The sequence below is a fragment of the Rhodonellum sp. genome (assembly GCF_030656585.1).
Classification (GTDB): Bacteria; Bacteroidota; Bacteroidia; order Cytophagales; family Cyclobacteriaceae; genus Rhodonellum; species Rhodonellum psychrophilum.
Map to the genome: position 1 here is coordinate 83,358 of NZ_JAUSPP010000066.1, position 24,431 is coordinate 107,788.

A 24,431-nucleotide genomic window follows, 5' to 3' on the forward strand; every position below is an offset into this window, starting at 1 on the left:
GATTTCCGATTTTAATCCTCCAATATCATTTCCTTTTCATTAATTTTCGACGATAATTCTACGTCTTTGCCTCAACTTGATTGAGTGTCTGATTGTAATAAAAATTTTACCTCCGTTTATGAAAATTCACTTTGCTGCATTCCTCATTTTTTTGTTTGGCATTGGGTTTTCTTCCGCGGCTCAAAATCATGGCGGCATCAGTGGTTCCATAAAAGACAAAAATGGGGACAGTGTTGCCGGAGCAACGATAGCAATTGCCCAATCTAAGAAAGGAACCATAAGCGATGCCAAAGGACATTTTTCAATCCAAAACATTGCGCCAGGTTCCCACGAAATCTCCATTAGGTATATTGGGTTCCAAACTCAAGCCATCTCATTTACAGCCGTTCCAGGAAAATCAATCACTATTGAAGTGATTTTGGAAGAATCCGTTTACTCTTTGGAGGGAACGACTGTCACAGCCCAACGAAGAGAACAATCCATCTTAAATGTCCCTATTGCTGTTTCATCCACTGAGGGTAAATTTTTTGATGATTTAAACATTAGAGACCTTGATGCCTTTGCTGAATTTGTCCCCGGGCTTCAAGTCCAATTACAGAGCCCAAACAATCCCGGTTTTGTCATCAGAGGAATCACTTCGGATAATGGGGATTCAAGAGTCGAGCCGAGGGTCTCCGTTTTTCAGGATGGGGTTTCCATTTCCAAATCCCGAGGATCGGTTATCGAGTTATTTGACATGGAAAGAGTCGAGGTCCTCAAAGGTCCACAGGGAACCCTCTTTGGGCGAGGGGCACAAATTGGGGCCGTCCATTTTATCCAAAACAAACCAACGAATGATTTTGGTGGTAAGATTACCGCTGGATATGGCAATTTCAATCAAAATCTGATTTCGGGATACCTCAATTTTCCTGTTTCCGAAAAGGCTTTTTTCCGAGCCTCCGGCCAATACAACAAAAGGGACGGCTATGTAGAAAATCTTGCCGGCGGAACACTCAACGGCAAAAATACCACCGCCTTGAGGGGAGCATTCCGGTATTTGCCCTCGGGTAAAACCACTATTGACATCATCACCAATTGGCAAAAGGATGATTATCCAGGAACTGGATTTGTGAGTGGTAGCTTGATTTCTCCAAACGAAAACATAAGCCCATTTGGTCCGGCCCATCTTGAAAAGGGAAGGGATCTTTTCTCCCTTCGGACAGTTTGGGGAAGCACGGTATTGATCGAGCATTCGCTTGGAAACGGCTGGTCTTTTAATAGCACAAGTGCATTTAGGGAGTTTTCTACCCAGGAAAGTCTTGATGCAGATGGGTCAGATATACCCGCTCTATTTTTTGGAGAGAATGCCTATGGCCGCCAGTTCAGTCAGGAAATCCGATTCAGTACCGATGCTTCGCAAAAGCTTACTGGTTTTTTGGGCGGTAGTTTTTTCCATGAAAAAGGCAATCAGATGCTGAATTTTCAGACCAATGAAAATGCCATGATCGCCTTGCTGAGCCCTTTGGTCAGGGTCGCATCGGGAGGTAAATTTCCGACAATCCCTCTTTATGGACCAGATGGAAAGCCGTTTTTAGGCGCAAATGAAATGCTCTCTACCAATTTATCCGCTCTCGGACTTCCTCCTTTCAAATCATTTCATGAGGAAAATTTTCAAAACTATGGACAAGTAAACGCCCTTGAAATCTTCGGTGATGGCACTTATCAAATCACCGATAAATTATCTCTGACAGCTGGTCTTCGGGGGACTTTTGAAAGCGTGAAAAATGGCTATGCGGGCAGGTATCTGGGAAGCCCTTCCACAGTAGGCTTACTCCTCGATGGGGCATTTGGTTCAGCGCCAAACCTGCTCATCGCCCCTACCGATGGAAGAATCGTCGGAGAGGGTGAATTTCTATCCTGGGTGGGAAGATTCATTGCTGGATACAAGATCAATGCATTCTCAAATGGCTACCTGTCGGTGTCCAGAGGGAGAAGACCCAATGTCATCCAGGTGACTGCAGAGGGCTCGGAAGAACTGGAGCAGGAAATTGTCGTTTCCTATGAAATGGGCTATAAATTGATGAGCGATAACCAAAGATTACAGTTTGATATCGCTGGTTTCCGGTATCACTATAGCAATTTCCAAACGCAGGTGATAGAAATCCAAGATGGAACGCTGCGTGCACTCGTCCGGGATGGGGGAAATGCCAGCGCACTGGGACTTGAAACTTCCGTTAAATTCGCTTTAACAGAAAAAATTGGTCTTTTTTCCAATTATGGGTGGATCGATGCGGCTTTCGACGAAAAAGATTCAGAAGGAAGACCACAAATATTGGCCGGAAACAGGTTCAGATTGACACCCAAACACAGCTTTTCATTAGGGGGTGCCGTGGAAATCCCAATTTGGAAAAATCACCATTTCTTTTTTAGACCCTCCTATACTTACAAGTCTCAAGTGTTTTTTGAAGAGGAAAATCAACCTGGAATCGAGCAAAAAGCTTTTGGTTTATTGAATTGCCGGTTGGGGCTGAACTTGGAAAATGGGAAATATGAAATCGCCCTTTACGGAAACAATCTCTTGGGAGAACAATATCTGATTGATGCCGGAAACACCGGATTGGCTTTTGGTTTTCCGACATTTATTTCTGGTCCCCCTCGATTCCTTGGAGGACAGTTTACCGTTCGCTTTTGATTTTTTGACAAAGTATACACCCCGATTTAATTGTCCCGAAGTCAATATTTGACAAAAAAAAGGGCTCGATAGAGGTTAGTATTACCATTTCGTTAAGCCTTTATTATGAATCATTTATGCTTTTAATCTATCTTCCTATCTTGGACTATTTGTCATATTTTTGACTATCCCTACTTAATCCAATGAAATGGAATCTTTCTTCAGCCTGTTGTTTCTTATTGGCGCTTATTTCCTGACCTCTCTTGCTTTGGTTCAGGGATATATTCCATTTACAAATAGAATGGAACTGACAAGAGCCAAAAAAAGCTATCCCCTTTCATATCTAAGAAAAATCATGGGAATCAGCATATTGATTGCGTCATTCCTAGCTTTGATCATGTTTTATTTTTTCATTTATTCATCTGAAGCAATTTCTTAGAAGTTTTTCACCAACAATTTTTAGAGAAATCATTTTTTTTGGCCTAATTTCAGGCTTTAACAACTATTGACAAACCTCAAGCCGAAAACACTATGGATTATTTGATCAGACCTTGTGAAGAAAAAGACTTACCCGAATTGGTGCAACTTTGCGCAGCCCATGCGGCCCATGAAAAAGCCCAGTATTCTCCAGAAGGGAAATTGGAAGGACTGAGGAAAGCCATTTTTGGGGAAAATAAAAAATTGAATTGTTGGGTAGTGGACATCAAGGGAAAACTGGAAGGTTTCACCACCTACACCATTGATTTTTCCACTTGGGATGCCGCACCCTTTTTGTACATGGATTGTCTTTATCTCAATGAAAACTGCAGGGGAAAGGGAATTGGGCAAGAGATCATGAGGCGCATCCAAAAAATCGCCAGAGAAGAAAAATGCGTGAATATCCAATGGCAGACCCCCGAATTCAATGTCCGAGCGATCAAATTCTATGTGGGTTTGGGAAGTACCGGAAAACAAAAAATGAGATTCTTTTTAAAGCCTTAACGCAATTCAGTTATTTAAATAATTCTCAATAAAAACATAAAGCCACATTGGGTTTATATCAAGAATTCACTCCCCTAAAATTTAGAAGGAGTGATTTTTTTTTTATGGTTGAGAAGGAGTGACTACACAAAATCAGATTTTAACCCAAAATAGGGATTCATATTCCTAATGGGGATTGAAACTGCTTAAAAACCGACTATTTGGAGAAAAATCTATTGTCCAATGTTATGAAGTCAAAAACAATAAACAACCAATTGATAATTGGCCAATTTCAGGCTGGGATAAAATGAGCTTTGCATAAAATGGGTTTAAACACAAATTGAAAGCGAAGGAAAAATAAAAAATGTCCTCCCAAAATATTTTTGAGCAATAAATCAATAGATTCAATTGAATTGAAAGCTTCTTAGCAAAAAATTTACCTTCAAAACAATACTTGAATCATTCATATTCATTGAAGAAAAACCAGAATATTGACTTTTTTGATTGACAAAATTCCCTGCAAATTCAAATTGTTCGGATAGCCATCCTTTGTGTGTATTTTTTATTGATTTTTTTTGAAAAGCTGATAGGAATCATTCCTAAAACGCTGCTAAATCCCCAGATTCAACCTACCAAATAAACAGACGATGAAGACACTACTCATTTTTGGCTCCAAAACAGGTGGCACCACCAAGATCGTCAAGACCATTCAAAAAAAGATCGGAATGGAAAATTGTGACCTGGTGGATTTGAATGACAACCCAAAACCAAGCCTTGAAAAATACAATATCATTGTCATCGGAGGTCCAATCTATGCCGGTAAACTTTTGGCTTCGGTCCAAAAATACATCTCCGAAAACTCAAGGGAGCTGTTGACCAAACCTTTGGCCTTATTTACCTGCGGAATGAATGAACCCAATTATCAATCGCAATTGGAAAATGCTTTTCCCGAGAATCTAAAAAGCCATAGCTTTTACCGCGGGACTCTTGGCGGAGAATATGATTTTGAAAAATTGAATTGGTTCGAACGTTTTATGGTCAAGAGCATAAGCGGTACCAAAACATCCATGCAACATTATAAAATGGAGGAAATCGACCGTCTGGTGAATCAAATTTCTGAAATTGAAAAATCCCACAAAAACATTGAGAACACCTAGTTTCATCACGAAACCATCTGATCAGCATGTATTTGTGGGAATTGAAAATCTTTGGACATCCTTGGAAGTCAGCCCAGAATTATAATCCCTTCAGGTTTAATACTGCCAATTCAAAATCCGGGCTAAGCTCCAATGCCTGTTCAAAAGCCGTCTTGGCCTCCGCCTTGCTGCCTTGATCCAAATACACCAAACCCTTTAAATTCAAAGCTGCAGCTTTGACAGACACCTCTTGGGTGGAATCATCCTCTTTGGGGAAGCCCAATTTCTGCTCATTGGATTTTGTGTTTTTGACCAACATGTTGATGGAATTCAAAGCCTCCTCATATCTTTTTAGGGAATACTGCAAATAGGCAGTTTTGTAAAGGCTGAAAATATCATCATTCAAAAGATACAATCTTTCAAACTGTGGCAAGGCGCGGTCCAATGCCCCCAATTGTTCCAAGGAATAAGCAGCCACTTCCAATGCCGGAATGCTTTTGTCATTTTTCTCCAAGGCATCCAATGCCGCCACTGCTGCGGAACCATATTGGTTGGTTTCGAAATAGAGAGAAGCCAGCAATTCAGGGTAGCGGGCATTCGTTGGATTTCTATCCATCAACTCAAACAACTTCACTCTCGCGACCACAATATCATTGTAACGGAGCGCCATTTGGTAGATTTTCTGGTCTGTTTCATTGCGCTTGCGCGATGACTCCGGCTCATCAGCCGGGACTTGTTGTGCCATTACAGTTGATCCTGTTATGAAAAACAACAGGATCAAGGTTTTCATTGTATTCATCGGGTTTCGGTTTAGCATTTGTTAATCTTATTTCAGTTTTTTCAGAACGGCTAATTTATGCAATAAGTCCATTGCTTCCTCTTTATTATTTTGGATTTGCCCCTCCAAAATGGCTTCTTTTATTTCTTCTTTAAGTTCACCCACGATTTTGGAAGGTTCCAAGCCAAACATCTGCATGATTTCTTCTCCGGAGACTGGAGGTTGGAAATTCCGGACGTGATCCGAGGACTCCACTTCGATGATCTTCTGCTCTACTTTATCAAAATTCGCCAGGTATTTGACGACCTTATTGTTGTTTTTGGAAGTCACATCAGCGCGGCACAATTTCATCAGGTCATCGATGTCATCTCCCGCATCGAAAAGCAATCTGCGGATGGCAGAATCGGTCACTTTATCACTGACCAAAGCGATGGGTCTGAGGTGTAACCTGACCAACTTTTGGACGTACTTCATCCGTTCATCCATTGGCAATTTCATTCTTCTGAAAATTCCCGGGGTCAATCTGGCGCCTTTGTCTTCGTGTCCATGAAAAGTCCATCCCACTTTTTCGTTGAAACGTTTGGTAGCAGGCTTGGCGATATCGTGCATGATGGCCGCCCACCTGAGCCAGAGGTTGTCCGTGGTGGTGGAGATATTGTCCAGCACTTGGAGGGTATGGTAGAAATTGTCCTTATGGGATTTATCCCCTACTGAATCCACACCTTGGAGCGCCACCATTTCCGGGAAAAACTGGTGCAGCAAGTTACTGGCAAAAAGCAATTTAAATCCATAGGACGGCTTGTCCACCAGGATCATTTTATTCAACTCATCGATGATTCGCTCTGCCGAAATAATGGAAAGCCTTTCCGCATTTTTAATGATGCTGTCGAAGGTATCAGGATCAATGTCAAAATTCAATTGGGAGGCAAATCTTATCGCCCGCATCATCCGCAAGGGATCATCCGAAAAAGTGACGTTGGGATCCGTAGGGGTTTTAATCACTTTCCTTTTGATGTCTTTCATCCCCTCAAAAGGATCGATCATTTCCCCGAAATTATGTGCGTTGACCGAAATGGCCATGGCGTTGATCGTGAAATCCCTACGTTCCTGATCCTCCTGAAGTGTCCCATCCTCAACAAGAGGCTTTCTTGAATCGGCTCTGTAGGATTCCTTTCGGGCTCCGACAAATTCAACCTCCCAATCATCCAATTTGATCATGGCAGTGCCGAAGTTCTTGAAAACCGACAGGGGAACATGTTGCTCAAAGCTTTCAGCAACCTTGGTAGCCAGTGCGATTCCGCTGCCAACACAGACAAAATCGATGTCCTTGCTTTCCCTTTTGAGGATCAAATCCCGAACATACCCGCCCACTACATAAGTCTCCAGACCCAATTCATCCGCACATCTTCCGACGCGATGAAAAATATCAACCTGGTCCAGCTTGTCTTTTAAATTCATCCTTTCAATATTTTGATATCCCCATCAGGGCTCAAAAAAATCTCCTTGGTCCCACCGCTCAGGAGCGGAAAATATTCCTCGGTTTCAAAATCAAATTCCTTTGCCTTCGATTTCTGAACGACCATAGGTTGGCCAAAAGCAAATAGCAATTTGTTCCAGTAGGATTGCTTGATCATTGAAAACTTTACTTTCCCATCCTTTATGGGTCCATTTTTCAAAACCCTATTGACAGGGGTGTGGTAGATGGTGGGTTTGCTGGCAAATTCTATCACATCTAAGGAAACCTCCGAAAACTGTTCTGCCAAAGTCCTGATCTGGAAAAGATCAAAAATAAGAAAAGTACCATCCGTCTGATCCAGGTCTTCCTTCCACTGCGATGGGACAATCAGTTCAATACCTTCTCCGTGACCTTCCTTGATGGTGACACGACCCTTTTCCTTCAATACTTTGACAACTGCGCTAATTTCCACTTTTCTGATTTTTTGCCAAAAATACGGGAGATAATCGAGAGGATCGCATTTTTGGGAAGATAGTTATCGATAAGATGGTTTTTTTTCATGTTGCAAAGTCTTTTAAAGGGGCTTGTCTTTCACTTTAAAAAAATAAATTGACTAAGCCGCAAAGGAAAAATTGTTGTTGGCGAAAAATTTGAAATCTTTAACTGATACTGGGCGCAGTATTCCACCACGCCTTCCTATCCTTCGGATTTGTAATTCGAATCTCAAAAACATTCTCTTGAAGTCGTTATTCGATTTTGCCTTAACCATTGGAAATGGCTTATTGCATGAAGCATTCCAGGATGAATTCACCAATATTTGGGTGTAGTAGAAACCATACCCAGCGGCGGATTAAAAGAAATTGGTTTTGGGAATTGTCCGACAGGCCTAGGTCAACTTTCTTTTTTAGAACAACTTTTATGTTCTGGACCAAAAATTGTAACGCACCTGATAAGGAATCAAAATAATAATAAACCATCCCGTAGCAATCATTGGTAAATTGAGTGAAATTAGCAAGATTCCTTCCTCATTGGGAAGTCCCTTTTTCAAAAACCTACGACCCGAAAACCTTTTGCAAGAAACTGAAAACCTTATTTATGAAAATCATATGAAAACGCATACCCTCAAAATTTCATTTACCATGCTTTTGGGCTTGGTCCTCATCTCTGGATGTGCGCGTAATCCTGTCACGGGCAAGCGGCAAATCGTCTTGATGTCCGAGGCACAGGAAATCAGTATGGGGCAGCAATCCGATCCTGAAATCGTTGCTTTCTTTGGTGTCTACAATGACCCCGAATTGCAAAAATTCATCACCGAAAAAGGCTTGGAAATGGCGGCAGTTTCACACCGTCCCAATCTGGCCTATGAGTTTAAAATCGTGGATTCTCCGGTAATCAATGCCTTTGCGGTCCCAGGAGGATTTGTTTATTTTACCCGGGGCATCATGGCCCATTTCAACAATGAGGCTGAATTTGCAGGGGTATTGGGACATGAAATTGGTCATATTACCGCCCGCCATTCCGTTATTCAGCAAAGAAACACCCTTTTGGGACAAATTGGAATGATGGCAGGCATCATTTTCATTCCCCAATTGGGTGAATTCATCGAGCCGATGTCGCAAGGAATGCAAATCGCCTTACTGAGTTTTGGAAGAGATGCTGAGCGACAATCGGATAAGCTTGGCGTAGAATATTCCTCGCGTATCGGATATGATGCGACCGAAATGGCTGGCTTTTTTGAGACCCTTGAGCGGAAACAAGCTGAAGGTGGCGGAAGCGAAATCCCTGAGTTTTTGTCGACACACCCCTCTCCGGTAGAGCGTAACGCAACAGTTGCCAAACTGGCCGAGGATTGGAAGAAAAAACTGGATTTGGAAGACCCAAAAATCAATCGTGAAAGCTACTTAAGAAGAATTGAAGGCTTGGTCTTTGGAGAAGACCCAAAGCAGGGTTTTGTGGAAGCAAACGTTTTTTATCATCCTGTCTTGAAATTCCAATTCCCGATCCCAACAGGCTGGAATCACCAAAACACACCCCAACAAGTACAGATGGCACCAAAAAGCGGTGATGCCATCATGATGCTAAGCCTCGCGGCAGGAAAATCACTGGATGAAGCAGCAAGACAAATATTGGAACAATACAAACTGGAAGTGGTGGAATCGAAAAAAGAAACCGTCAATGGACTTTCCGCAATCACAATGATTGCGGATCAAAAACAAGAAGATGGCAACACCATAAGAGTGCTTTCCTATTTGATCCAATTTGAAAATTACATCTACAACATCATGGGCGTATCCGAACTTGGGAAATTCTCAAATTACCAGCAGGCCTTTACCGGCACGATGCGTAACTTCAAAGAACTGAAGGATTCGGAAAAATTAAACAGAAAACCAGATGTGGTGAGAATCAAAACAGTAGTCAATCCAATGACTTTGGAAGCGGCTTTGCTCAGCTTCAGAATGCCAAAAGAAAAGTTAAACGAGCTGGCTATTCTGAATGGAATGGATCTGAATGACAGATTGACAAAAGGAACTTTGATCAAGGTAATTGATAAATAAGATTGTATAAAGAATCATCAGAAATAAAATCAGCCTCCTTCTAATCTTATTAGAAGGAGGTATTTTTTTTAAATGAATCCTTGTTTTACGCCAAATGTGTGGTCTATCAACCAAATCACTCTTCATTTTCACTGGCAGGAAATTCGATCGATAAAATTCAAAGGAAAGAAAACCATCAAATTTCAGCCATCAATACTTCAATAATAAGAGCTAAACTTCAAGAATCTTTGGAACTTGAAAACTAGACCTTTGCCATGGCAAACAAAATTTTAATCCAAATCACCGACCTCAAACCAATAATTTTACCTAATTTTGTATCCCATAAGAATTTAAACAAAATCTTATCTCTCCATTCTTATGGCATCATCCACCAAATACATCTTTATTACCGGAGGCGTAACCTCCTCACTTGGAAAAGGCATAATTGCCGCTTCTTTGGCCAAATTACTACAAGCCAAAGGTTTTCGGGTAACCATCCAGAAATTCGATCCGTATCTGAACATCGACCCGGGAACACTCAATCCTTATGAACATGGGGAATGTTATGTCACCGAAGATGGCGCTGAAACCGATTTGGATTTGGGCCACTACGAAAGATTCCTAAATACCCCAACTTCCCAGGCGAACAACGTCACCACGGGGAAGATCTACAACAATGTCATCACCAAGGAAAGAAAAGGTGAATATTTGGGCAAAACCGTTCAAGTAATCCCTCATATCACAGACGAAATCAAACATAATTTTTTCAAATTGGGTGAAGAGGGCAAATACGATGTCATCCTTACCGAAATCGGTGGATGTGTAGGAGATATCGAATCCCTTCCATTCATCGAGGCCGTAAGACAAGCGAAATGGGAATTGGGCCCCAGTAATTTTTTGGTCGTCCACCTGACGCTAATCCCCTATTTGTCTGCGGCAAAAGAACTCAAAACCAAACCAACCCAGCATTCAGTAAAACAACTGTTGGAAGCGGGCATTCAGCCCGACATCTTGGTGTGCAGGACAGAACATCATTTGCCACTTGAAGTCAAAAAGAAACTTTCGCTTTTCTGCAACGTGCAGTTGAATTGCGTGATAGAAGCGATGGATGCCGAAACCATCTACGATGTTCCTCTTTTGATGAAAAAAGAGAAATTGGATGAGAGGGTGATGACCAAATTGAAACTCACCTCCAAGACCAATACGGATCTGGAACAATGGAAAGATTTCTTGGGGAGACTAAAAAACCCAACGCAGGAAGTCACTATTGGCTTGGTGGGGAAATATGTTTCCTTGCCGGATGCTTACAAATCCATCATCGAATCCTTCGTGCATGCAGGTGCTGCTTGCGAATGCAAAGTGAATTTGGTCTTGATTTCCTCTGAAGAAATCCATCCGGAAACCATTGAAAAAAGATTTGAAGAACTGGATGGAATACTGGTTGCCCCAGGTTTTGGAGAGCGGGGACTTGAAGGTAAGATAGAAACTGTTAGATTTGCCCGCGAAAACAAAATTCCATTCTTTGGGATTTGTCTGGGAATGCAAGTTGCCGTCATTGAATTTGCCAGAAATGTATTGGGTTTAAAGGAAGCCAGCAGCACAGAAATGGACCCTTACAATCCATATCCTGTGATTGCCTTGATGGAAGAACAAAAAAATGTTGATCAATTGGGTGGAACCATGCGTTTAGGTTCTTATCCTTGTGAACTCAAAAAAGGCAGTAAAGCAGAAAAGGCTTACGGAAAGACCAAAATTCAGGAAAGACATAGGCATCGTTATGAGTTCAATAATAAATTCCTGAAAGATTTTCAGGAAAAGGGAATGATGGCTTCGGGCATTAACCCCGACACTGATTTAGTTGAAATTATGGAATTGAAGGACCATCCCTGGTTTGTAGGTACCCAATTTCATCCCGAATACAAAAGTACCGTATTGAATCCACACCCTTTGTTTGTGAGATTCATCAAGTCAACCATTGAAAATAAAAAGTTAAAATAAACCGTTTTTGCCAATCCAATTGGAAAGTAACAAAGTGAATTGCCGAATATTAATTTCTTCAGTATTCACGGAATCGCCTTCTGATTGGGATTGTCAGTATTAATTTAATATTATGGATAGAAACCAAGCGACAGGACTGATTCTCTTCGCAGCAGTACTTCTGGTGTATTCTTTTTTCTTTGCCAGCTCGCCTGAGCCACAACTTCAGGATACGACCGATCAAACCACCCAATCCAGTCCAATTGGACAAACCAGTACGGATGTGGTTTTGGAAATTCAAGAACCTGACAGTCTCATGGACATTCGGGCCCAAAATCAATTCGGTGTTTTCGCAGGATTGACAAGGGGAAATGAGGAAGAGGTAATCCTTGAAAATGACAAGATGATTGTTACTTTTTCATCAAAGGGAGCAGAGATCAAAAAAGTAATCTTGAAAGATTACTTGACCTGGGACAAAAAGCCTTTGGTGATTTTGGACGAAAACAGCTCCGAAATCAATTATCAGATTCAAACTGGAAAGGGTCTTTTGAGCCTGAATGATTTCTATTTTGTCCCCAAAACAAGCAGCCAAGATTCAGCAGGTGTAAAAACAACCAAGCTGGAATTTGTGGCCCAAGCTGGGTCTGGGAAGATTTCCAGAACCTATTCCATCAAGGATGGTACTTATTTGGTGGACAAAGCCTTGGATTTTTCAGGCCTTTCCGGACAGATAGTCGATTCCAAAGTGAATATACTTTGGGAAGATCGACTGGTCAAACAAGAAGAGGATATCGAAGAATCGAGAAGAAAAACCAATATAAATTTCTATACCGTCGCTGGCGATTATGATTATCTCAGTCTGACAAGTGATTCGGCTGAGGACAGGGTAACAGACCCCGTCAAATGGGTCAGCTTTAGCCAGCGGTTTTTCACCTCAAGTATCATTGCCGATAGTCAATTCAACGAAGCTGACTTGAACCAGGTAACGCCAAAAGACACCTTGTCTGTCAAAAATGTGAAAGCCGCGTTGGTTCTTCCATTGGAAAACGGTCAGGCCAATGTTACTTATTTCTTCGGTCCCAACAATTACAAACTCCTGAAAACGATCACTCCCGGTTTTGAGAAAAACGTGGACATGGGTTATTTCTTTGTAAGCTGGGTCAACAAATACATTATTGTGAATCTTTTCCAATTTTTGGAGCAATATTTCACCAATTACGGTATCATCATCATTTTGATCGTTCTGATTATCAAGATATTCCTTTTCCCATTGACCTACAAATCCTACGTGGGCATGGCAAAAATGAGGGTGATCAAACCTGAAATCGATGAGTTGAAGGAGAAATACAAGGATGATCCCACCAAGCAACAACAAGAGCAAATGAAACTCTTTGGTCAATTGGGGGTAAGTCCGATCAGTGGCTGTTTGCCAATGGTTCTGCAAATGCCTTTCCTGTTTGCGATGTTCTTTTTCTTCCCCAATTCCATTGAATTGAGACAGGAGTCCTTCCTTTGGGCACATGATCTTTCGACCTATGACTCCATCATCAGATTGCCTTTCACCATCCCATTCTATGGATCGCATGTGAGTTTATTTACCTTGTTGATGACAGTTTCGCAGATCGCCTACACCCGATTCAACAATCAGCTGACTGCGGCCACTGGACCGATGAAAAACCTTGGCTACATTATGCCGATCGGCTTTATGTTTGTGCTGAACTCTTTCCCGGCAGCACTAAGTTTCTACTATTTTGTCTCCAATATGGTCACTTTCGGTCAGCAGGCATTGATAAAATTGTTCGTGGACGATGCCAAAATCAGGGAGAAAGTAGAAAAAAGCAAAATCAAAAATGTCAACAAAAAGAAATCCACTTTCCAACAAAAATTGGAAGATGCGATGAAGTCGGCAGAAGCAAGCAAAAAGAAAAAATAAACAGCCAAAGGGACCTCAAAAGGGTCCCTTTTTTTATAGGCTATAGGCGGATTTCCGAGGCAAAAACCCCGTTGGAACGGTGAGGTTTTCAGTCTATCCACAACGGACTGTGGAAAACATTTTGTTTACGCTAAAATTATAAATGATATATTTGCCAATAAGCAAAATCAGGAATACCAAAGGACCATGATCAAAATCACTTATTATGGACATTCTTCTTTTTTGTTGGAGATCGGGGATAAAAGAATAGTTTTCGACCCTTTTTTCCGTTCTAACCCAAAAGCGTCCCATATTGATATCAATGAAATCAGGCCGGATTACGTTCTGGTTTCCCATGGACACAATGACCATGTGGAAGACGTGGAATTTCTTGTCAATTCTACAGATGCAGTATTGGTTTCCAATTTTGAGATCGTGAATTGGTTTGCCGAAAAAGGCGTCAAAAACCATCACTCCATGAACCATGGAGGAAGTAAGGTTTTTGATTTTGGGAAAGTAAAATATGTGAATGCTATTCACAGCAGTACACTTCCCGATGGAACTTCGGGTGGAAATCCGGGAGGATTTGTAATAAAATCCGAAAAGGGCTGTTTTTACTTTGCAGGAGATACTGCCCTGAGTTATGACATGAAATTGATCAAAGAAGAATTCGATTTGGATTTTGCTTTTTTGCCGATTGGAGACAATTACACGATGGGAATGGAAGATGCGATAAAAGCCGCTGATTTTGTAGGCACGGACAAAATAATTGGGATGCATTACAATACCTTTCCTGACATTGAAATCGACCTTGAGAATGCAAAAAAAGTGGCATTACAGGCCGGAAAAGAGTTGATTTTGATTAATATTGGAGAAACTATTACCCTTTGATTGGAAATAATGGGAAAAATAATTGCAATAGCCAACCAAAAAGGAGGCGTAGGAAAAACGACAACAGCAATGAACCTAGCAGCCAGTTTGGCTGTATTGGAATACAAAACGCTGGTGATCGATGCCGACCCTCAGGCCAATACCACCTCCGGTCTTGGACACGACCCAAAGGAAATAGAAGTCAGCATATATGAATGCATGGTGGATGGAATTGATATTTCCACCATCATCCGCAAAACCTCCATGGATCACCTAGACCTTGTTCCTTCCCATATTGATTTGGTGGGTGCAGAAGTCGAGATGATCAATTTGGACAACAGGGAGGAGAAGATGAAAGCGGTCATCTCAAAAATAAAAGACCTTTATGATTTCATCATCATTGATTGCTCACCCTCATTGGGATTGATCACGATCAATGCCTTGACGGCTGCCAACTCGGTGATAATACCAGTTCAATGTGAATATTTTGCCTTGGAAGGATTGGGGAAATTACTCAATACCATCAAAATCATTCAGACGCGTCTCAATCCAGACTTGGAAATTGAAGGGATTTTATTGACCATGTACGATGTCCGACTGAGACTTTCCAACCAAGTTGTGGAAGAAGTCCGGATGCATTTCAAGAATTTGGTATTCAACACGATCATTCCCCGGAACGTCAGGTTGAGCGAAGCGCCAAGTTTTGGACTTCCAGCCATCGCCTTTGATGCAGATGGAAAAGGGGCTATTGCCTATCTCAATCTTGCCGGCGAAATCGCAGCCAAGAACAGTATAGAAAAAGTTAAATAAATCGATTCGTATGGCTGACAAAAAACCGATGCAAAGAAAGAGCGCGCTTGGAAGAGGCTTGGGAGCTTTGTTGGAGGATTCTCCGTTAAAAAACAAACCGCAGGAGCTTTTGCCCAGCAATCCCATGGCAGGGGTTTTTGAGATTGACTTGTCAAATATTCAAGTCAATCCCTATCAGCCTAGGATGTATTTTGACAAAGATTCCCTTCAGGAACTTGCAGACTCCATAAAAATACAAGGCATTATCCAACCCATTACCGTCAGAAGACTGAGTGAAGGTGAATATCAGTTGATCTCGGGAGAGCGCCGTTTTCAAGCCTGTAAAATGGCTGGATTGGAAAAAATTCCAGCTTATGTCAGACTTGCCAACGATCAGCAAATGCTGGAAATGGCCCTTATCGAAAATATTCAACGTGAAAACCTGAATGCACTCGAAATTGCCCATTCCTACCAGCGCTTGTTGGCTGAATGCAACCTGAAACAGGAAGAATTGGGAGAACGTGTTGGGAAAAACAGGACGACTGTCAACAACTACCTTCGCTTGCTGAAACTCCCACCGGATATCCAGGCGGGAATACGGGACCAGAAAATAACGATGGGCCACGCGAGGGCCTTGATCAATATCGAAGACATTGACAAACAGCTGGAACTATACAAACGGACGATTGAAGAGGAATTGAGTGTGAGAAAAGTGGAAGCACTTGTCAAAAACCTCAATGAAGGACCGAACGAAAAGCCGAAAGAGAAGGAACCTGCTATAGACCCTGTAAGGAAATATGAAATCGGGAAAATCCAACACCGTTTGGCCAGTCATTTCGGATCTAAGGTCCAATTGAAATCCGATGCCAAAAACAAAGGTGAAATCAAAATCCCATTTCGGTCCACCGAAGATCTAAATAGAATTTTGGAAATTCTTGAAATTATCTAAGAAGTGAAATCCTTCAATTCCACCCCATTCCCATTTGACAATCCCAAATCAAAGATGAGCTCTCTCCTCCTTGCTTTCCTGTTGTTTATGGGAATTTTTTTTTGCCACAGCTCCTTTGCACAGGAAGCCGCTGAAGAAGACCCCATAATATTGCGGGATAGGAGTATCAAAGACCCAAAAACGGCCACCATCCTATCGGCAGTATTACCGGGAGCGGGGCAGGTTTATAATGAAAAGGTATGGAAAGTCCCCATCATTTATGGAGGGATCATCACCAATGCTTATTTTGCGGAGTTCAACAACAGGCGATACAAAGTGTTCAGAAAGGCTTTGTTTGCCTTGGACCGGCAGGAACCAAACCCTGCATTCCCAAATCTAAACAGGGATGCATTGGTGAGAAATGTCAACTATTGGCGGAAAAACAGGGACCTGGTCTTTGTTTTCTTTGGCGTTATTTACGCACTCAATATCATTGATGCCCAAGTAGATGCCCATTTATCTGGATTTGACATCAGTGATGACCTGACATTGAAACTGGAACCTTCTTTTGAATCCCATTCGGCTGGGGGAAATACATTTGGAATGTCATTAAAATTAAAATTTTAGAATATGAAAATATTGTTGCTGGGGTATGGGAAAATGGGCAAGATCATAGAAGAAATTGGTGTGTCCCGTGGTCACCAAATTATAGGAAAAATTAACATCGACAACCGGGCAGAACTGGAACAGATCCAACCGCAAAACGTAGATGTAATCATTGAGTTCAGTCAACCGGAAGCTGCCATTTCCAATATTCGCTGGGGCTTGGAACGGGGAATCCCTGTTGTTTCAGGCACAACAGGTTGGATGGAAAAGAAACCGGAAATTGAAAAGTTGACAGCTGACAAGGAAGGGACATTTTTTTATGCCTCCAACTTCAGTATTGGTGTCAATGTGTTTTTCAAGGTCAATCAATACTTGGCGCAGTTAATGGATGAACAGTCGGACTACAAAGTAAGCATTGAGGAAATCCACCATACTGAGAAAAAAGATGCTCCAAGTGGCACTGCGATCACACTTGCAGAGGATATCGTCAAGAACATCGACAGACTGAGCCAATGGGAATTGACTGAGGAAAAACCAATGCCGAAGGATGCCTTGCCGATCACTTCCAAAAGGATTGATCCAGCTCCTGGAACCCACATCATCCGCTATCAATCTGAAATCGATGATATCGAAATCACCCATACCGCCCATAGCCGAAAAGGATTTGCCCTAGGGGCAGTTTTGGTGGCAGAGTGGATTAAAGACAAAAAAGGAGTACTTACAATGGATGATTTCCTATCTTTCCGAAATTTTTGAAGAAAATGACAAAAGAAAAAAAGAAAAAATCGGCTTCCCGTGAATGGGTAGATGCCTTGATTTTTGCAGTAGTCGCTGCCAGTTTGATCAGATGGCTCTTGCTTGAGCCTTTTACCATTCCCACGGCTTCCATGGAAAAATCCCTTTTGGTAGGGGATTTCCTTTTTGTAAGTAAAATGCATTATGGGACACGTGTCCCTAGGACCATTCTCCAAGTCCCACTGACCCATCAGAAAATTTGGGGAACAGATTTGAAATCCTATTCTGAATTGATCAAATTGCCTTACTACAGACTTCCTGGATTTACCTCGGTAAAAAGAGACGATGTGGTGGTTTTCAACTGGCCTGCGGAATTTGAATTTCCCGTAGACCTGAAGACCAATTATATCAAGAGAGCGGTGGCCATTCCTGGAGACATCATCGAAATCAGAAAATCACAGTTGTACATCAACGGGGAAATTGGAGCCAATCCAGAGGAAATGCAGTTTTCTTACGACGTACTTTCCAATAGGACATTGACCATTGATTTTTTTAAGGAGTACGGTATCAATCAGGATAGTTTTTATCCCTTTGCCAATAATTCAGGATACATGGTCTTTGCCACTGAGGAAATGGTATCCAGATTGAAAAGCTCACCCGCCGTATCTTCCATCACAAAAAGGTTGGATTTGGAAGATTATGGAGACCCGAGGGTTTTTCCTGATGGCGCATATTTTGGATGGAACAAGGACTTCTATGGTCCTTTGGAAATTCCTGCCAAAGGATGGACAATCGAATTGACGAAAGACAATATTGCCAAATATGCATTTACCATCGAAAAATACGAGGGGCATGAATCCGTCACCATACAGGACAATGAAATCCTCATCGATGGCCAAAAAGTGGATACTTACACCTTCCGACAGGATTATTATTTCATGATGGGTGACAATAGACATGACTCACTCGATTCTAGGTATTGGGGATTTGTCCCCGAAGACCATATCGTAGGCAAAGCGTGGTTCCTCTGGTTGTCCTTGGACAAACATGAATCTATGTTTAACAAAATCCGATGGAGCAGGTTTTTTAACGCTATAAATTAACGTCTATTGAAATCTTTGTCAAAAAAAACACCCTTGGTTACTTCCAAGGGTGTTTTTTTTGTAATTCTTTGTCTCAAAACCCAAAACCTTCCGGGTTTAAACCAATCAAATTCTAAATATTCCAAATTCAGGCTGGAGTAAAGCAAAAAGAACTCCCCCTTATTTTTTATTGCCACCAAGAATATTGCCTAAAATCGACCCAAGCCCACCAGAACCCATACCGGTATAGCCGCTTTTTCCGCTGAGACCACCAAGTGTGGAAAGTATGGAGCCAAGCCCCCCACCACTTGTACTCATGCCACTTCCTCCTCCCATCAATCCTCGACTCAAAGCCCCAGCCAGAAGACCACCGATCAACCCACCCCCCATCCCGCCAGACGAGCCCTTGCGCTTTCGCCCACCACTGAGCATCCCTGCAATAACCAATGGAGCAGCTACACCTAACATTCCTTTCGCCATCTTAGGTGAAATCCCCACTTTTTGAAACAAATCGTCCATCCCGGATTTACTGAAGAAAGACTGTGAAGTTGGATCCTCACCATGCTGCTGCGCAGCGTTGGCTTTATCCACAAACGTATCCAAGATGCTGAATTGCTCTCTGTTGATATTCAAAAAGTCAGCAATCCCCTTGATTTTTTCGGTCTCCTCCTCCGTATATTTTCCATCTGACTTTGCAAAACTGATGATGTCCGTCACAAAGGAGAACCGAAGTTCGCTTTTCTTCAAGACTTCCAGACATTTTTGCAAACTGATCATGTCCGGTTTGTTTGCTATTTGGACGATCTCGTTTTGAGCCTTTTCCGGGAGTTCTGCTGCTTCACCCATTATCCTCAAAAATTCAAGTTCTTCCGGGGAAGCATGTCCATCGACAGAGGCAACTACGGCCAATGCGCCAAAATAAGCTGCCTTTTCCTCATTTGAATAGTCTTTCAATAAAATTTGATCCTCGCTTTCCATATTAAAAATTGAATTGGTTTACAGATTGAAACGTTATTTTCTGTCAGATATTGAAATCGACTTTGGCTTTGATTTATTTAATGATGTCCAAATATTTTTTTGGACATCTGCAAGTTTCACTTCTCCATCAAAACCGAATTATGCATTGGGTTTCCTGAAAGGGGTTGGAAATAAAAGAAAATCAGTCTATTTGGAGAATAAGGTCTGGCCCCAAGATGCTGAAGTCAGATACAGCAAACAAAGACTTGATTTTAAGGCAAATTCAGGATGGAATTGAATTGATCTTGCACAAAATGAGTAAAAATGGGCAATGAAAAAAGTCACCACTTAATTTCCTCTAGTCCTTTTTCTCTTAAATATGCATTGGCTTTGGAGAAATGACCACTCCCCAAAAAGCCCCTATATGCTGATAATGGACTAGGATGTGGTGCCTCCAGTTTCAGATGTTTTTCGGAGGAAATCAATGCCCCCTTCTTTTGTGCATACGCACCCCAGAGCATGAAAACGGTATGTTGATGATGTGCTGCAATGCGTCCGATCACCGCATCTGTGAATTTCTCCCAGCCTTTATTCTGATGGGACCCTGCCTGATTGGCCTTTACCGTCAAAGTTGCGTTGAGCAACAGAACACCTTGATCCGCCCATTTGGTGAGGTTTCCATGTGCGGGAATGGAAGTCCCCAAATCCCGTTTTATTTCCTTAAAAATATTCAACAGACTTGGAGGGAAAGGAATACCCTCTTGTACCGAAAATGACAGCCCATGTGCTTGATCGAGGCCATGGTAAGGATCTTGGCCCAGAATTACGACCTTCACTTTTTCGAAGGGACAGTGCCAGAAAGCATTGAAAATATCATTCCCTTTCGGAAAGATTTCTTGATTTTTGTACTCATTTTTTATGAAATCCACCAGCTCAATAAAATAGGGCTTGGAAAATTCAGCCTCCATTATATTTTTCCAACTTGGTTCAATTTTAACATCCATATCATTTGAAATTCGTAAACAATCCTTAAATTTATTAGATTTTGCGTACTTTTAATTCTTTAAAATAAAGATATTATGATCACTGCCATTACTGAGGGAATCGTCGTCACTGTGGAGGTTACCTACCAAGCCGAATTTTCCAGTCCCCATCAGCACCATTTTGTCTTTACCTATAAAGTGAGTATTGAGAACAAAAGCCCTTACACCATCCAGTTGTTGCGGAGAAAATGGGAGATTTCAGATGCTGGAGATATCCCCAAGATCGTTGAAGGAGATGGTGTCATCGGTCAGCAACCCATCTTGGAACCTGGAGATTCCCATCATTATGTGTCGGGCTGCAATCTAAAATCAGGATTAGGCAAAATGAAAGGTTTATATTACATGGAGAAAGTGTTGGATGGAAAGATCATTGAAGTTGCCATTCCAGAATTCCATTTGATCTCTCCTATTTTTAACAATTGATTTGGGCCTTAGCTTTTACGCCGTCAAAGCATTTCTGAAGCATTGGCTTGTCAATGAAGAAAGGCATTCGATTCAATCCCCATTGGCGTTTGAGATTTACAACGGTCTTTTGAATTATTCGAAGAATGCGGTCGACAAAGACCTGGATCTTGAAGAGTTCAGACATTTACTTTTGAAAGATGACCAAGTATTGGAAATAGAGGATTTTGGTGCAGGATCCAAAAAACTAAAAACCAACACAAGAATTGCCTCCGATATCACCAAGTTCAGTACGAGTACGAGGAAATTCTCCCAGCTTTACCAATACTTTTGTGGCATCACTCCCGCTGAAAAAGTATTGGAATTGGGGACTTGTGTAGGCATCAATGCCCGTTATCTGGCTAGGGAAGTAAAAGGGAATTTATATTCTTTTGAAGGAGCTGAAGCTTTGTTTCAAAAAGCACAGGAAAACAATCCTCCAAAAAACATCCACTATGTCTTGGGACAAATCCAAGACACCTTGCCTTCAATATTAAGTGATAACGGGCAAGTTGATTTTGTGCTGATCGATGCTACACATACCTACAAGGGGACGAAGGCCTATTTCGAGTTGATTTTGCCCTACTTGGGGGCAACAAGTATCGTGGCGATAGCCGATATTCATTGGTCAAGAGAAATGAATAAAGCTTGGGAAGAGATCAAGAGCCATCCAAATATCAGTATCAGCATGGATTTTTATGAATGCGGCATCTTGATTTTTAAAAAGGGAATTGCAAAAAACCATTATGTTCTTCACTATTGAGGTTTTTGCAAAACGAAGAAAAATTCGGACCCCTGACGGGCAGGAATGGAATTCTTGCAGGCTTCCATTTTCAAAACATGAAATAAGCCCTGGAAATACCCGAGGTATTCCGATTCTGAGCCACCAAAGGGTGGGCCTTGGAGCTGAAAATCCCGATTGAACAAAACGCCAACCAATTTACCCCCGGGTTTTAGGAGCGCGTGCATTTTTGCCGCATACTGGGATCTCATTTCGGGAGGAAGCGCACAGAAGAAGGTTTGTTCCAAAATCAAGTCATATTGGCCATCATGAGCAAAGAAATTTTCGTGGTGGCATTGGCTTTTAGGGAAATCCGGATTGGCTAGCAAAAATTCACCAAGAGGAACCGGAGAAATATCGAGAATATGGAGGTTTTCGAACCCGATTTGAAAAGCATAGGAAGCTTCATGTCCATTTCCGGCTCCAGGGACCAGAATAGACAATTGAAAATTAAGAATTTGGTCCAAATATTGCTTAAGCGGCGTGGAGATGCTGCCGAGGTCCCATCCAGTCTCTTTATTGAGATACCGGGTAGACCAATAAAGTTCCTCTAAGGATATAAGCATAAAATTCATTATTTTTGATAAAAATACAATAATATGGCCATGGACAGCAATTACGAATATGAAAAACCAAAAAGAGGTGATAAGGGGAAAAATATCCTGATCATCGTATTGATCATACTAATCATCCTCAGTGGTGTAAAATTATATACTGACAATCTGGACAAGAACCGAAAAACAGAAGAAATACTGATCCTATCAGTGGACAACAATGAGCTGAACAAAAGACTGGATTCAGTGACTTTTCAGTTGGATCTCAGGATTCAGGAGATCGAAAAATTGGGTGGGGATATCGCCTCTCTCGAGGAAATAAGGGAACAACTTGTCATGGAACGTAATTCCAATGCCAAAAGATCTGCAGGAGAAATAGCGGCCCTGAACAAAAAAATCAACAGCTTCACCCAGGTTTTTAAGGAAAAAGACGAGGAAATCCTACGGCTAAGGGAGGTAAACGAGCAGTTGTTTTCGGAAAATGAGACACTCAAATCCACCCAAGCGGTGATTGAAGAGCAAGTGGTCAAGCTCAACATCAAACAACAGGAGCTTCAAGATAAAGTAAACATCGCGGCAAGGTTGAAGGCTGAAAACATTTTGGTTGCTGCGGTGAATTCCCGTGGAAAAGAGCGGGAAGATGGATTCAAGAACAGACAGATCGAAAAGCTGAAAGTAAGTTTTAACCTGGCAGACAATAAAGTGGCCGAGTTTGGAACACGTGACATCTACGTCCAGATCATTGCGCCCAACAACCAACCGATTTTTGATGTGGCCAGAGGTTCCGGAACCTTTGCCATTGATGGAAGGGAAGAATTCTATACCGTTCACAAAGACATTCTTTTTGACAACAGCAAGCAAGAATTGACTTATTTCTACGAAAGGGGCTCTAATTATACCCCCGGAAAATATGTCGTGCGGATATATGCAGATGGTTACGAAATCGGGACCAAGAATTTTGAGGTGAAATAAGCCAAATGATTCCCATCATTTATGGATGTGGATTTGGACAAAACAAAATATTAGTCTAAATTTGCGGTCTGTTTAAATAATACATCATTAAACGATTAAAAAATGTTCCAAAAAAATTATGAAACGGTATTCATACTAACTCCCGTTTTGTCTGAGATTCAGACAAAGGATACCGTAGACAAGTTTATAAACTTGTTAAAAGTAGAGGGGGCAGATGTCATCAATGTTGAAAGTTGGGGTCTTAAGAAGATGGCTTACCCAATTCAGAAAAAAAGCACTGGATTTTACGTATTGGTTGAGTTCAAAAGTCAGCCTACGTTAATCAAAAAGTTTGAACTTGAACTCAGAAGAGACGAAAAAGTACTTCGCTTCTTGACTACTGTCTTGGACAAACATTCTTTACTCTATGCAGATAGAAGAAGAAAAGGTGAATTTAACAAAAAAACTGAAGCCAAGGAGGAGCAAGCAAAATGACACTTAAGAACGAACCGATCAACAGAGTAGAAAACAGAAAAAAATACTGTCGTTTCAAAAAACACGGCATTAAGTATATTGACTACAAAGATCCTAACTTCTTATTGAAGTTTGTAAATGAGCAAGGTAAAATTCTTCCTAGAAGATTAAGCGGAAACTCTGCAAAGTTCCAGAGAAAAGTGGCAAATGCCATTAAAAAGGCAAGACACTTGGCACTATTGCCTTACGTGGCTGATGGTTTGAAATAATACCAGCTGTTCTATCCCAAACATTAATAAATTTTACAACAATGGAAGTTATTTTAAAGACAGACATAAAAGGACTTGGCTATAAGAATGACCTTGTGCCTGTAAAGGCAGGATACGGTAGAAATTACCTTATCCCACAAGGCTTCGCTGTATTGGCTACAGATTCCAATAGAAGGATTCTTGCTGAAAACATCAAGCAGGCTGCTCACAAAGCAGAAAAAATCAAAACTGAAGCAGAAACTATTTCTGCACAACTTGCTGAGATCACTTTGGAAATCAAAGCGAAAATCGGTGAGTCCGGAAAACTTTTCGGAAAAGTGACTACGCTTCAAATTTCAGATGCATTGGCAGCACAAGGGATCATGATTGACAGAAAGAAAATTTCTATCAACACTCCTGTTCAAGGTGCCGGTGAATTTGAAGCTGAGGTTGATCTTCACAGAGAAGTGAAACAAAACGTAAAATTCGTTGTAGTAGCTGAGTAATACGGCCTACAATGAAACAAAAAAAGGCTTTCCTTAATCGGGAAAGCCTTTTTTTGTTTACTA

At 41.5% G+C, this 24,431-nt stretch carries 24 protein-coding genes; 18 read left to right on the plus strand and 6 right to left on the minus strand.

All coding sequences use genetic code 11. The annotated features are described in order from the left end of the window. The first annotated feature begins 118 nt into the window (after positions 1-118). The 3 genes from Q7J63_RS16750 to Q7J63_RS16760 all read left to right on the plus strand — a co-directional run bounded on the left by Q7J63_RS16750 (position 119) and on the right by Q7J63_RS16760 (position 4,767). A complete protein-coding gene (locus tag Q7J63_RS16750) occupies positions 119-2,671 on the plus strand; it encodes a TonB-dependent receptor (protein ID WP_304887781.1) in 2,553 nt (850 codons plus the stop codon). Positions 2,672-3,181: 510 nt separating this feature from the next. After that, a complete protein-coding gene (locus Q7J63_RS16755; RefSeq protein ID WP_304887783.1) occupies positions 3,182-3,631 on the plus strand; it encodes a GNAT family N-acetyltransferase in 450 nt (149 codons plus the stop codon). A 626-nt stretch (positions 3,632-4,257) separates the two neighbouring features. Beyond that, positions 4,258-4,767, plus strand: a complete 510-nt coding sequence (locus Q7J63_RS16760) for a flavodoxin domain-containing protein (protein WP_304887785.1) — start codon at positions 4,258-4,260, stop codon at positions 4,765-4,767. Positions 4,768-4,846: 79 nt separating this feature from the next. Here Q7J63_RS16760 and Q7J63_RS16765 read toward each other — a convergent pair whose 3' ends face one another. From Q7J63_RS16765 to Q7J63_RS16775, 3 genes are read right to left on the minus strand one after another with little or no spacing between them, the layout of a single operon-like run. Then, complete coding sequence (locus Q7J63_RS16765; RefSeq protein ID WP_370691925.1) at positions 4,847-5,545, minus strand: tetratricopeptide repeat protein; 699 nt, start codon at positions 5,543-5,545, stop codon at positions 4,847-4,849. Positions 5,546-5,572: 27 nt separating this feature from the next. Continuing rightward, positions 5,573-6,982 (minus strand): CCA tRNA nucleotidyltransferase, encoded by a 1,410-nt coding sequence (locus Q7J63_RS16770; RefSeq protein WP_304887787.1) that lies wholly within the window; start codon positions 6,980-6,982, stop codon positions 5,573-5,575. Next, on the minus strand, positions 6,979-7,452 hold the full coding sequence (locus Q7J63_RS16775) for a hypothetical protein (RefSeq protein WP_304887789.1): 474 nt from the start codon (positions 7,450-7,452) through the stop codon (positions 6,979-6,981). Before Q7J63_RS16775 ends, Q7J63_RS16770 begins: the two co-directional genes overlap by 4 nt. Positions 7,453-8,086: 634 nt before the next feature. Here Q7J63_RS16775 and Q7J63_RS16780 point away from each other — a divergent pair. From Q7J63_RS16780 to lepB, 9 genes are all read left to right on the plus strand, one after another. After that, positions 8,087-9,535, plus strand: coding sequence for a M48 family metalloprotease (locus tag Q7J63_RS16780; protein ID WP_304887790.1), 1,449 nt, complete (start codon positions 8,087-8,089; stop codon positions 9,533-9,535). Positions 9,536-9,892: 357 nt separating this feature from the next. Next, entirely contained in the window at positions 9,893-11,512 is a 1,620-nt protein-coding gene (locus Q7J63_RS16785) for a CTP synthase (RefSeq protein ID WP_019597754.1), read from the plus strand. 112 nt (positions 11,513-11,624) lie between these two features. Further along, positions 11,625-13,424 (plus strand): membrane protein insertase YidC, encoded by a 1,800-nt coding sequence (gene yidC, locus Q7J63_RS16790; RefSeq protein WP_019597755.1) that lies wholly within the window; start codon positions 11,625-11,627, stop codon positions 13,422-13,424. Positions 13,425-13,610: 186 nt separating this feature from the next. After that, on the plus strand, positions 13,611-14,294 hold the full coding sequence (locus Q7J63_RS16795; protein ID WP_304887792.1) for a metal-dependent hydrolase: 684 nt from the start codon (positions 13,611-13,613) through the stop codon (positions 14,292-14,294). A 9-nt stretch (positions 14,295-14,303) separates the two neighbouring features. Continuing rightward, positions 14,304-15,083 (plus strand): ParA family protein, encoded by a 780-nt coding sequence (locus Q7J63_RS16800; protein WP_019597757.1) that lies wholly within the window; start codon positions 14,304-14,306, stop codon positions 15,081-15,083. Positions 15,084-15,093: 10 nt separating this feature from the next. Next, complete coding sequence (locus Q7J63_RS16805; RefSeq protein ID WP_304887795.1) at positions 15,094-16,011, plus strand: ParB/RepB/Spo0J family partition protein; 918 nt, start codon at positions 15,094-15,096, stop codon at positions 16,009-16,011. 54 nt (positions 16,012-16,065) lie between these two features. Further along, positions 16,066-16,617, plus strand: coding sequence for a DUF5683 domain-containing protein (locus Q7J63_RS16810; RefSeq protein WP_304887796.1), 552 nt, complete (start codon positions 16,066-16,068; stop codon positions 16,615-16,617). A 3-nt stretch (positions 16,618-16,620) separates the two neighbouring features. After that, a complete protein-coding gene (dapB, locus tag Q7J63_RS16815; RefSeq protein WP_304887798.1) occupies positions 16,621-17,352 on the plus strand; it encodes a 4-hydroxy-tetrahydrodipicolinate reductase in 732 nt (243 codons plus the stop codon). A gap of 5 nt (positions 17,353-17,357) precedes the next feature. After that, positions 17,358-18,434 (plus strand): signal peptidase I, encoded by a 1,077-nt coding sequence (gene lepB / locus Q7J63_RS16820; protein WP_019597761.1) that lies wholly within the window; start codon positions 17,358-17,360, stop codon positions 18,432-18,434. 159 nt (positions 18,435-18,593) lie between these two features. Here the strand turns inward: lepB and Q7J63_RS16825 are convergent, their stop codons facing one another. Next, positions 18,594-19,391, minus strand: coding sequence for a TerB family tellurite resistance protein (locus Q7J63_RS16825; protein WP_304887800.1), 798 nt, complete (start codon positions 19,389-19,391; stop codon positions 18,594-18,596). Between the two features lie 320 nt (positions 19,392-19,711). Then, entirely contained in the window at positions 19,712-20,374 is a 663-nt protein-coding gene (gene ung, locus Q7J63_RS16830) for a uracil-DNA glycosylase (RefSeq protein ID WP_304887802.1), read from the minus strand. Positions 20,375-20,449: 75 nt separating this feature from the next. Here ung and apaG point away from each other — a divergent pair, with 75 nt between their 5' ends. Together apaG and Q7J63_RS16840 are read left to right on the plus strand one after the other, a co-directional pair. Then, positions 20,450-20,836, plus strand: coding sequence for a Co2+/Mg2+ efflux protein ApaG (gene apaG, locus Q7J63_RS16835; RefSeq protein ID WP_304887804.1), 387 nt, complete (start codon positions 20,450-20,452; stop codon positions 20,834-20,836). 1 nt (position 20,837) lies between these two features. Further along, positions 20,838-21,617 carry an O-methyltransferase gene (locus Q7J63_RS16840; protein ID WP_304887806.1) on the plus strand — a complete coding sequence of 260 codons (780 nt, stop codon included), beginning with the start codon at positions 20,838-20,840 and terminating at the stop codon, positions 21,615-21,617. Here Q7J63_RS16840 and Q7J63_RS16845 read toward each other — a convergent pair. Next, the gene (locus Q7J63_RS16845; protein ID WP_304887808.1) at positions 21,611-22,210 is read right to left on the minus strand and encodes a methyltransferase domain-containing protein; all 600 of its coding nucleotides are present in this window, start codon (positions 22,208-22,210) and stop codon (positions 21,611-21,613) included. The two genes, Q7J63_RS16840 and Q7J63_RS16845, sit on opposite strands and share 7 nt — an antisense overlap. A gap of 30 nt (positions 22,211-22,240) precedes the next feature. Here Q7J63_RS16845 and Q7J63_RS16850 point away from each other — a divergent pair, with 30 nt between their 5' ends. The 4 genes from Q7J63_RS16850 to rplI all read left to right on the plus strand — a co-directional run bounded on the left by Q7J63_RS16850 (position 22,241) and on the right by rplI (position 24,368). Beyond that, positions 22,241-23,161 carry a hypothetical protein gene (locus tag Q7J63_RS16850; RefSeq protein WP_026333624.1) on the plus strand — a complete coding sequence of 307 codons (921 nt, stop codon included), beginning with the start codon at positions 22,241-22,243 and terminating at the stop codon, positions 23,159-23,161. Positions 23,162-23,263: 102 nt separating this feature from the next. Continuing rightward, positions 23,264-23,635, plus strand: coding sequence for a 30S ribosomal protein S6 (rpsF, locus tag Q7J63_RS16855; RefSeq protein ID WP_019597770.1), 372 nt, complete (start codon positions 23,264-23,266; stop codon positions 23,633-23,635). Continuing rightward, positions 23,632-23,883, plus strand: a complete 252-nt coding sequence (rpsR, locus tag Q7J63_RS16860; protein WP_019597771.1) for a 30S ribosomal protein S18 — start codon at positions 23,632-23,634, stop codon at positions 23,881-23,883. The genes rpsF and rpsR overlap by 4 nt, the downstream gene beginning before the upstream one ends. 41 nt (positions 23,884-23,924) lie before the next feature. Then, on the plus strand, positions 23,925-24,368 hold the full coding sequence (gene rplI / locus Q7J63_RS16865) for a 50S ribosomal protein L9 (protein ID WP_019597772.1): 444 nt from the start codon (positions 23,925-23,927) through the stop codon (positions 24,366-24,368). The last annotated feature ends 63 nt before the right edge of the window (positions 24,369-24,431 follow it).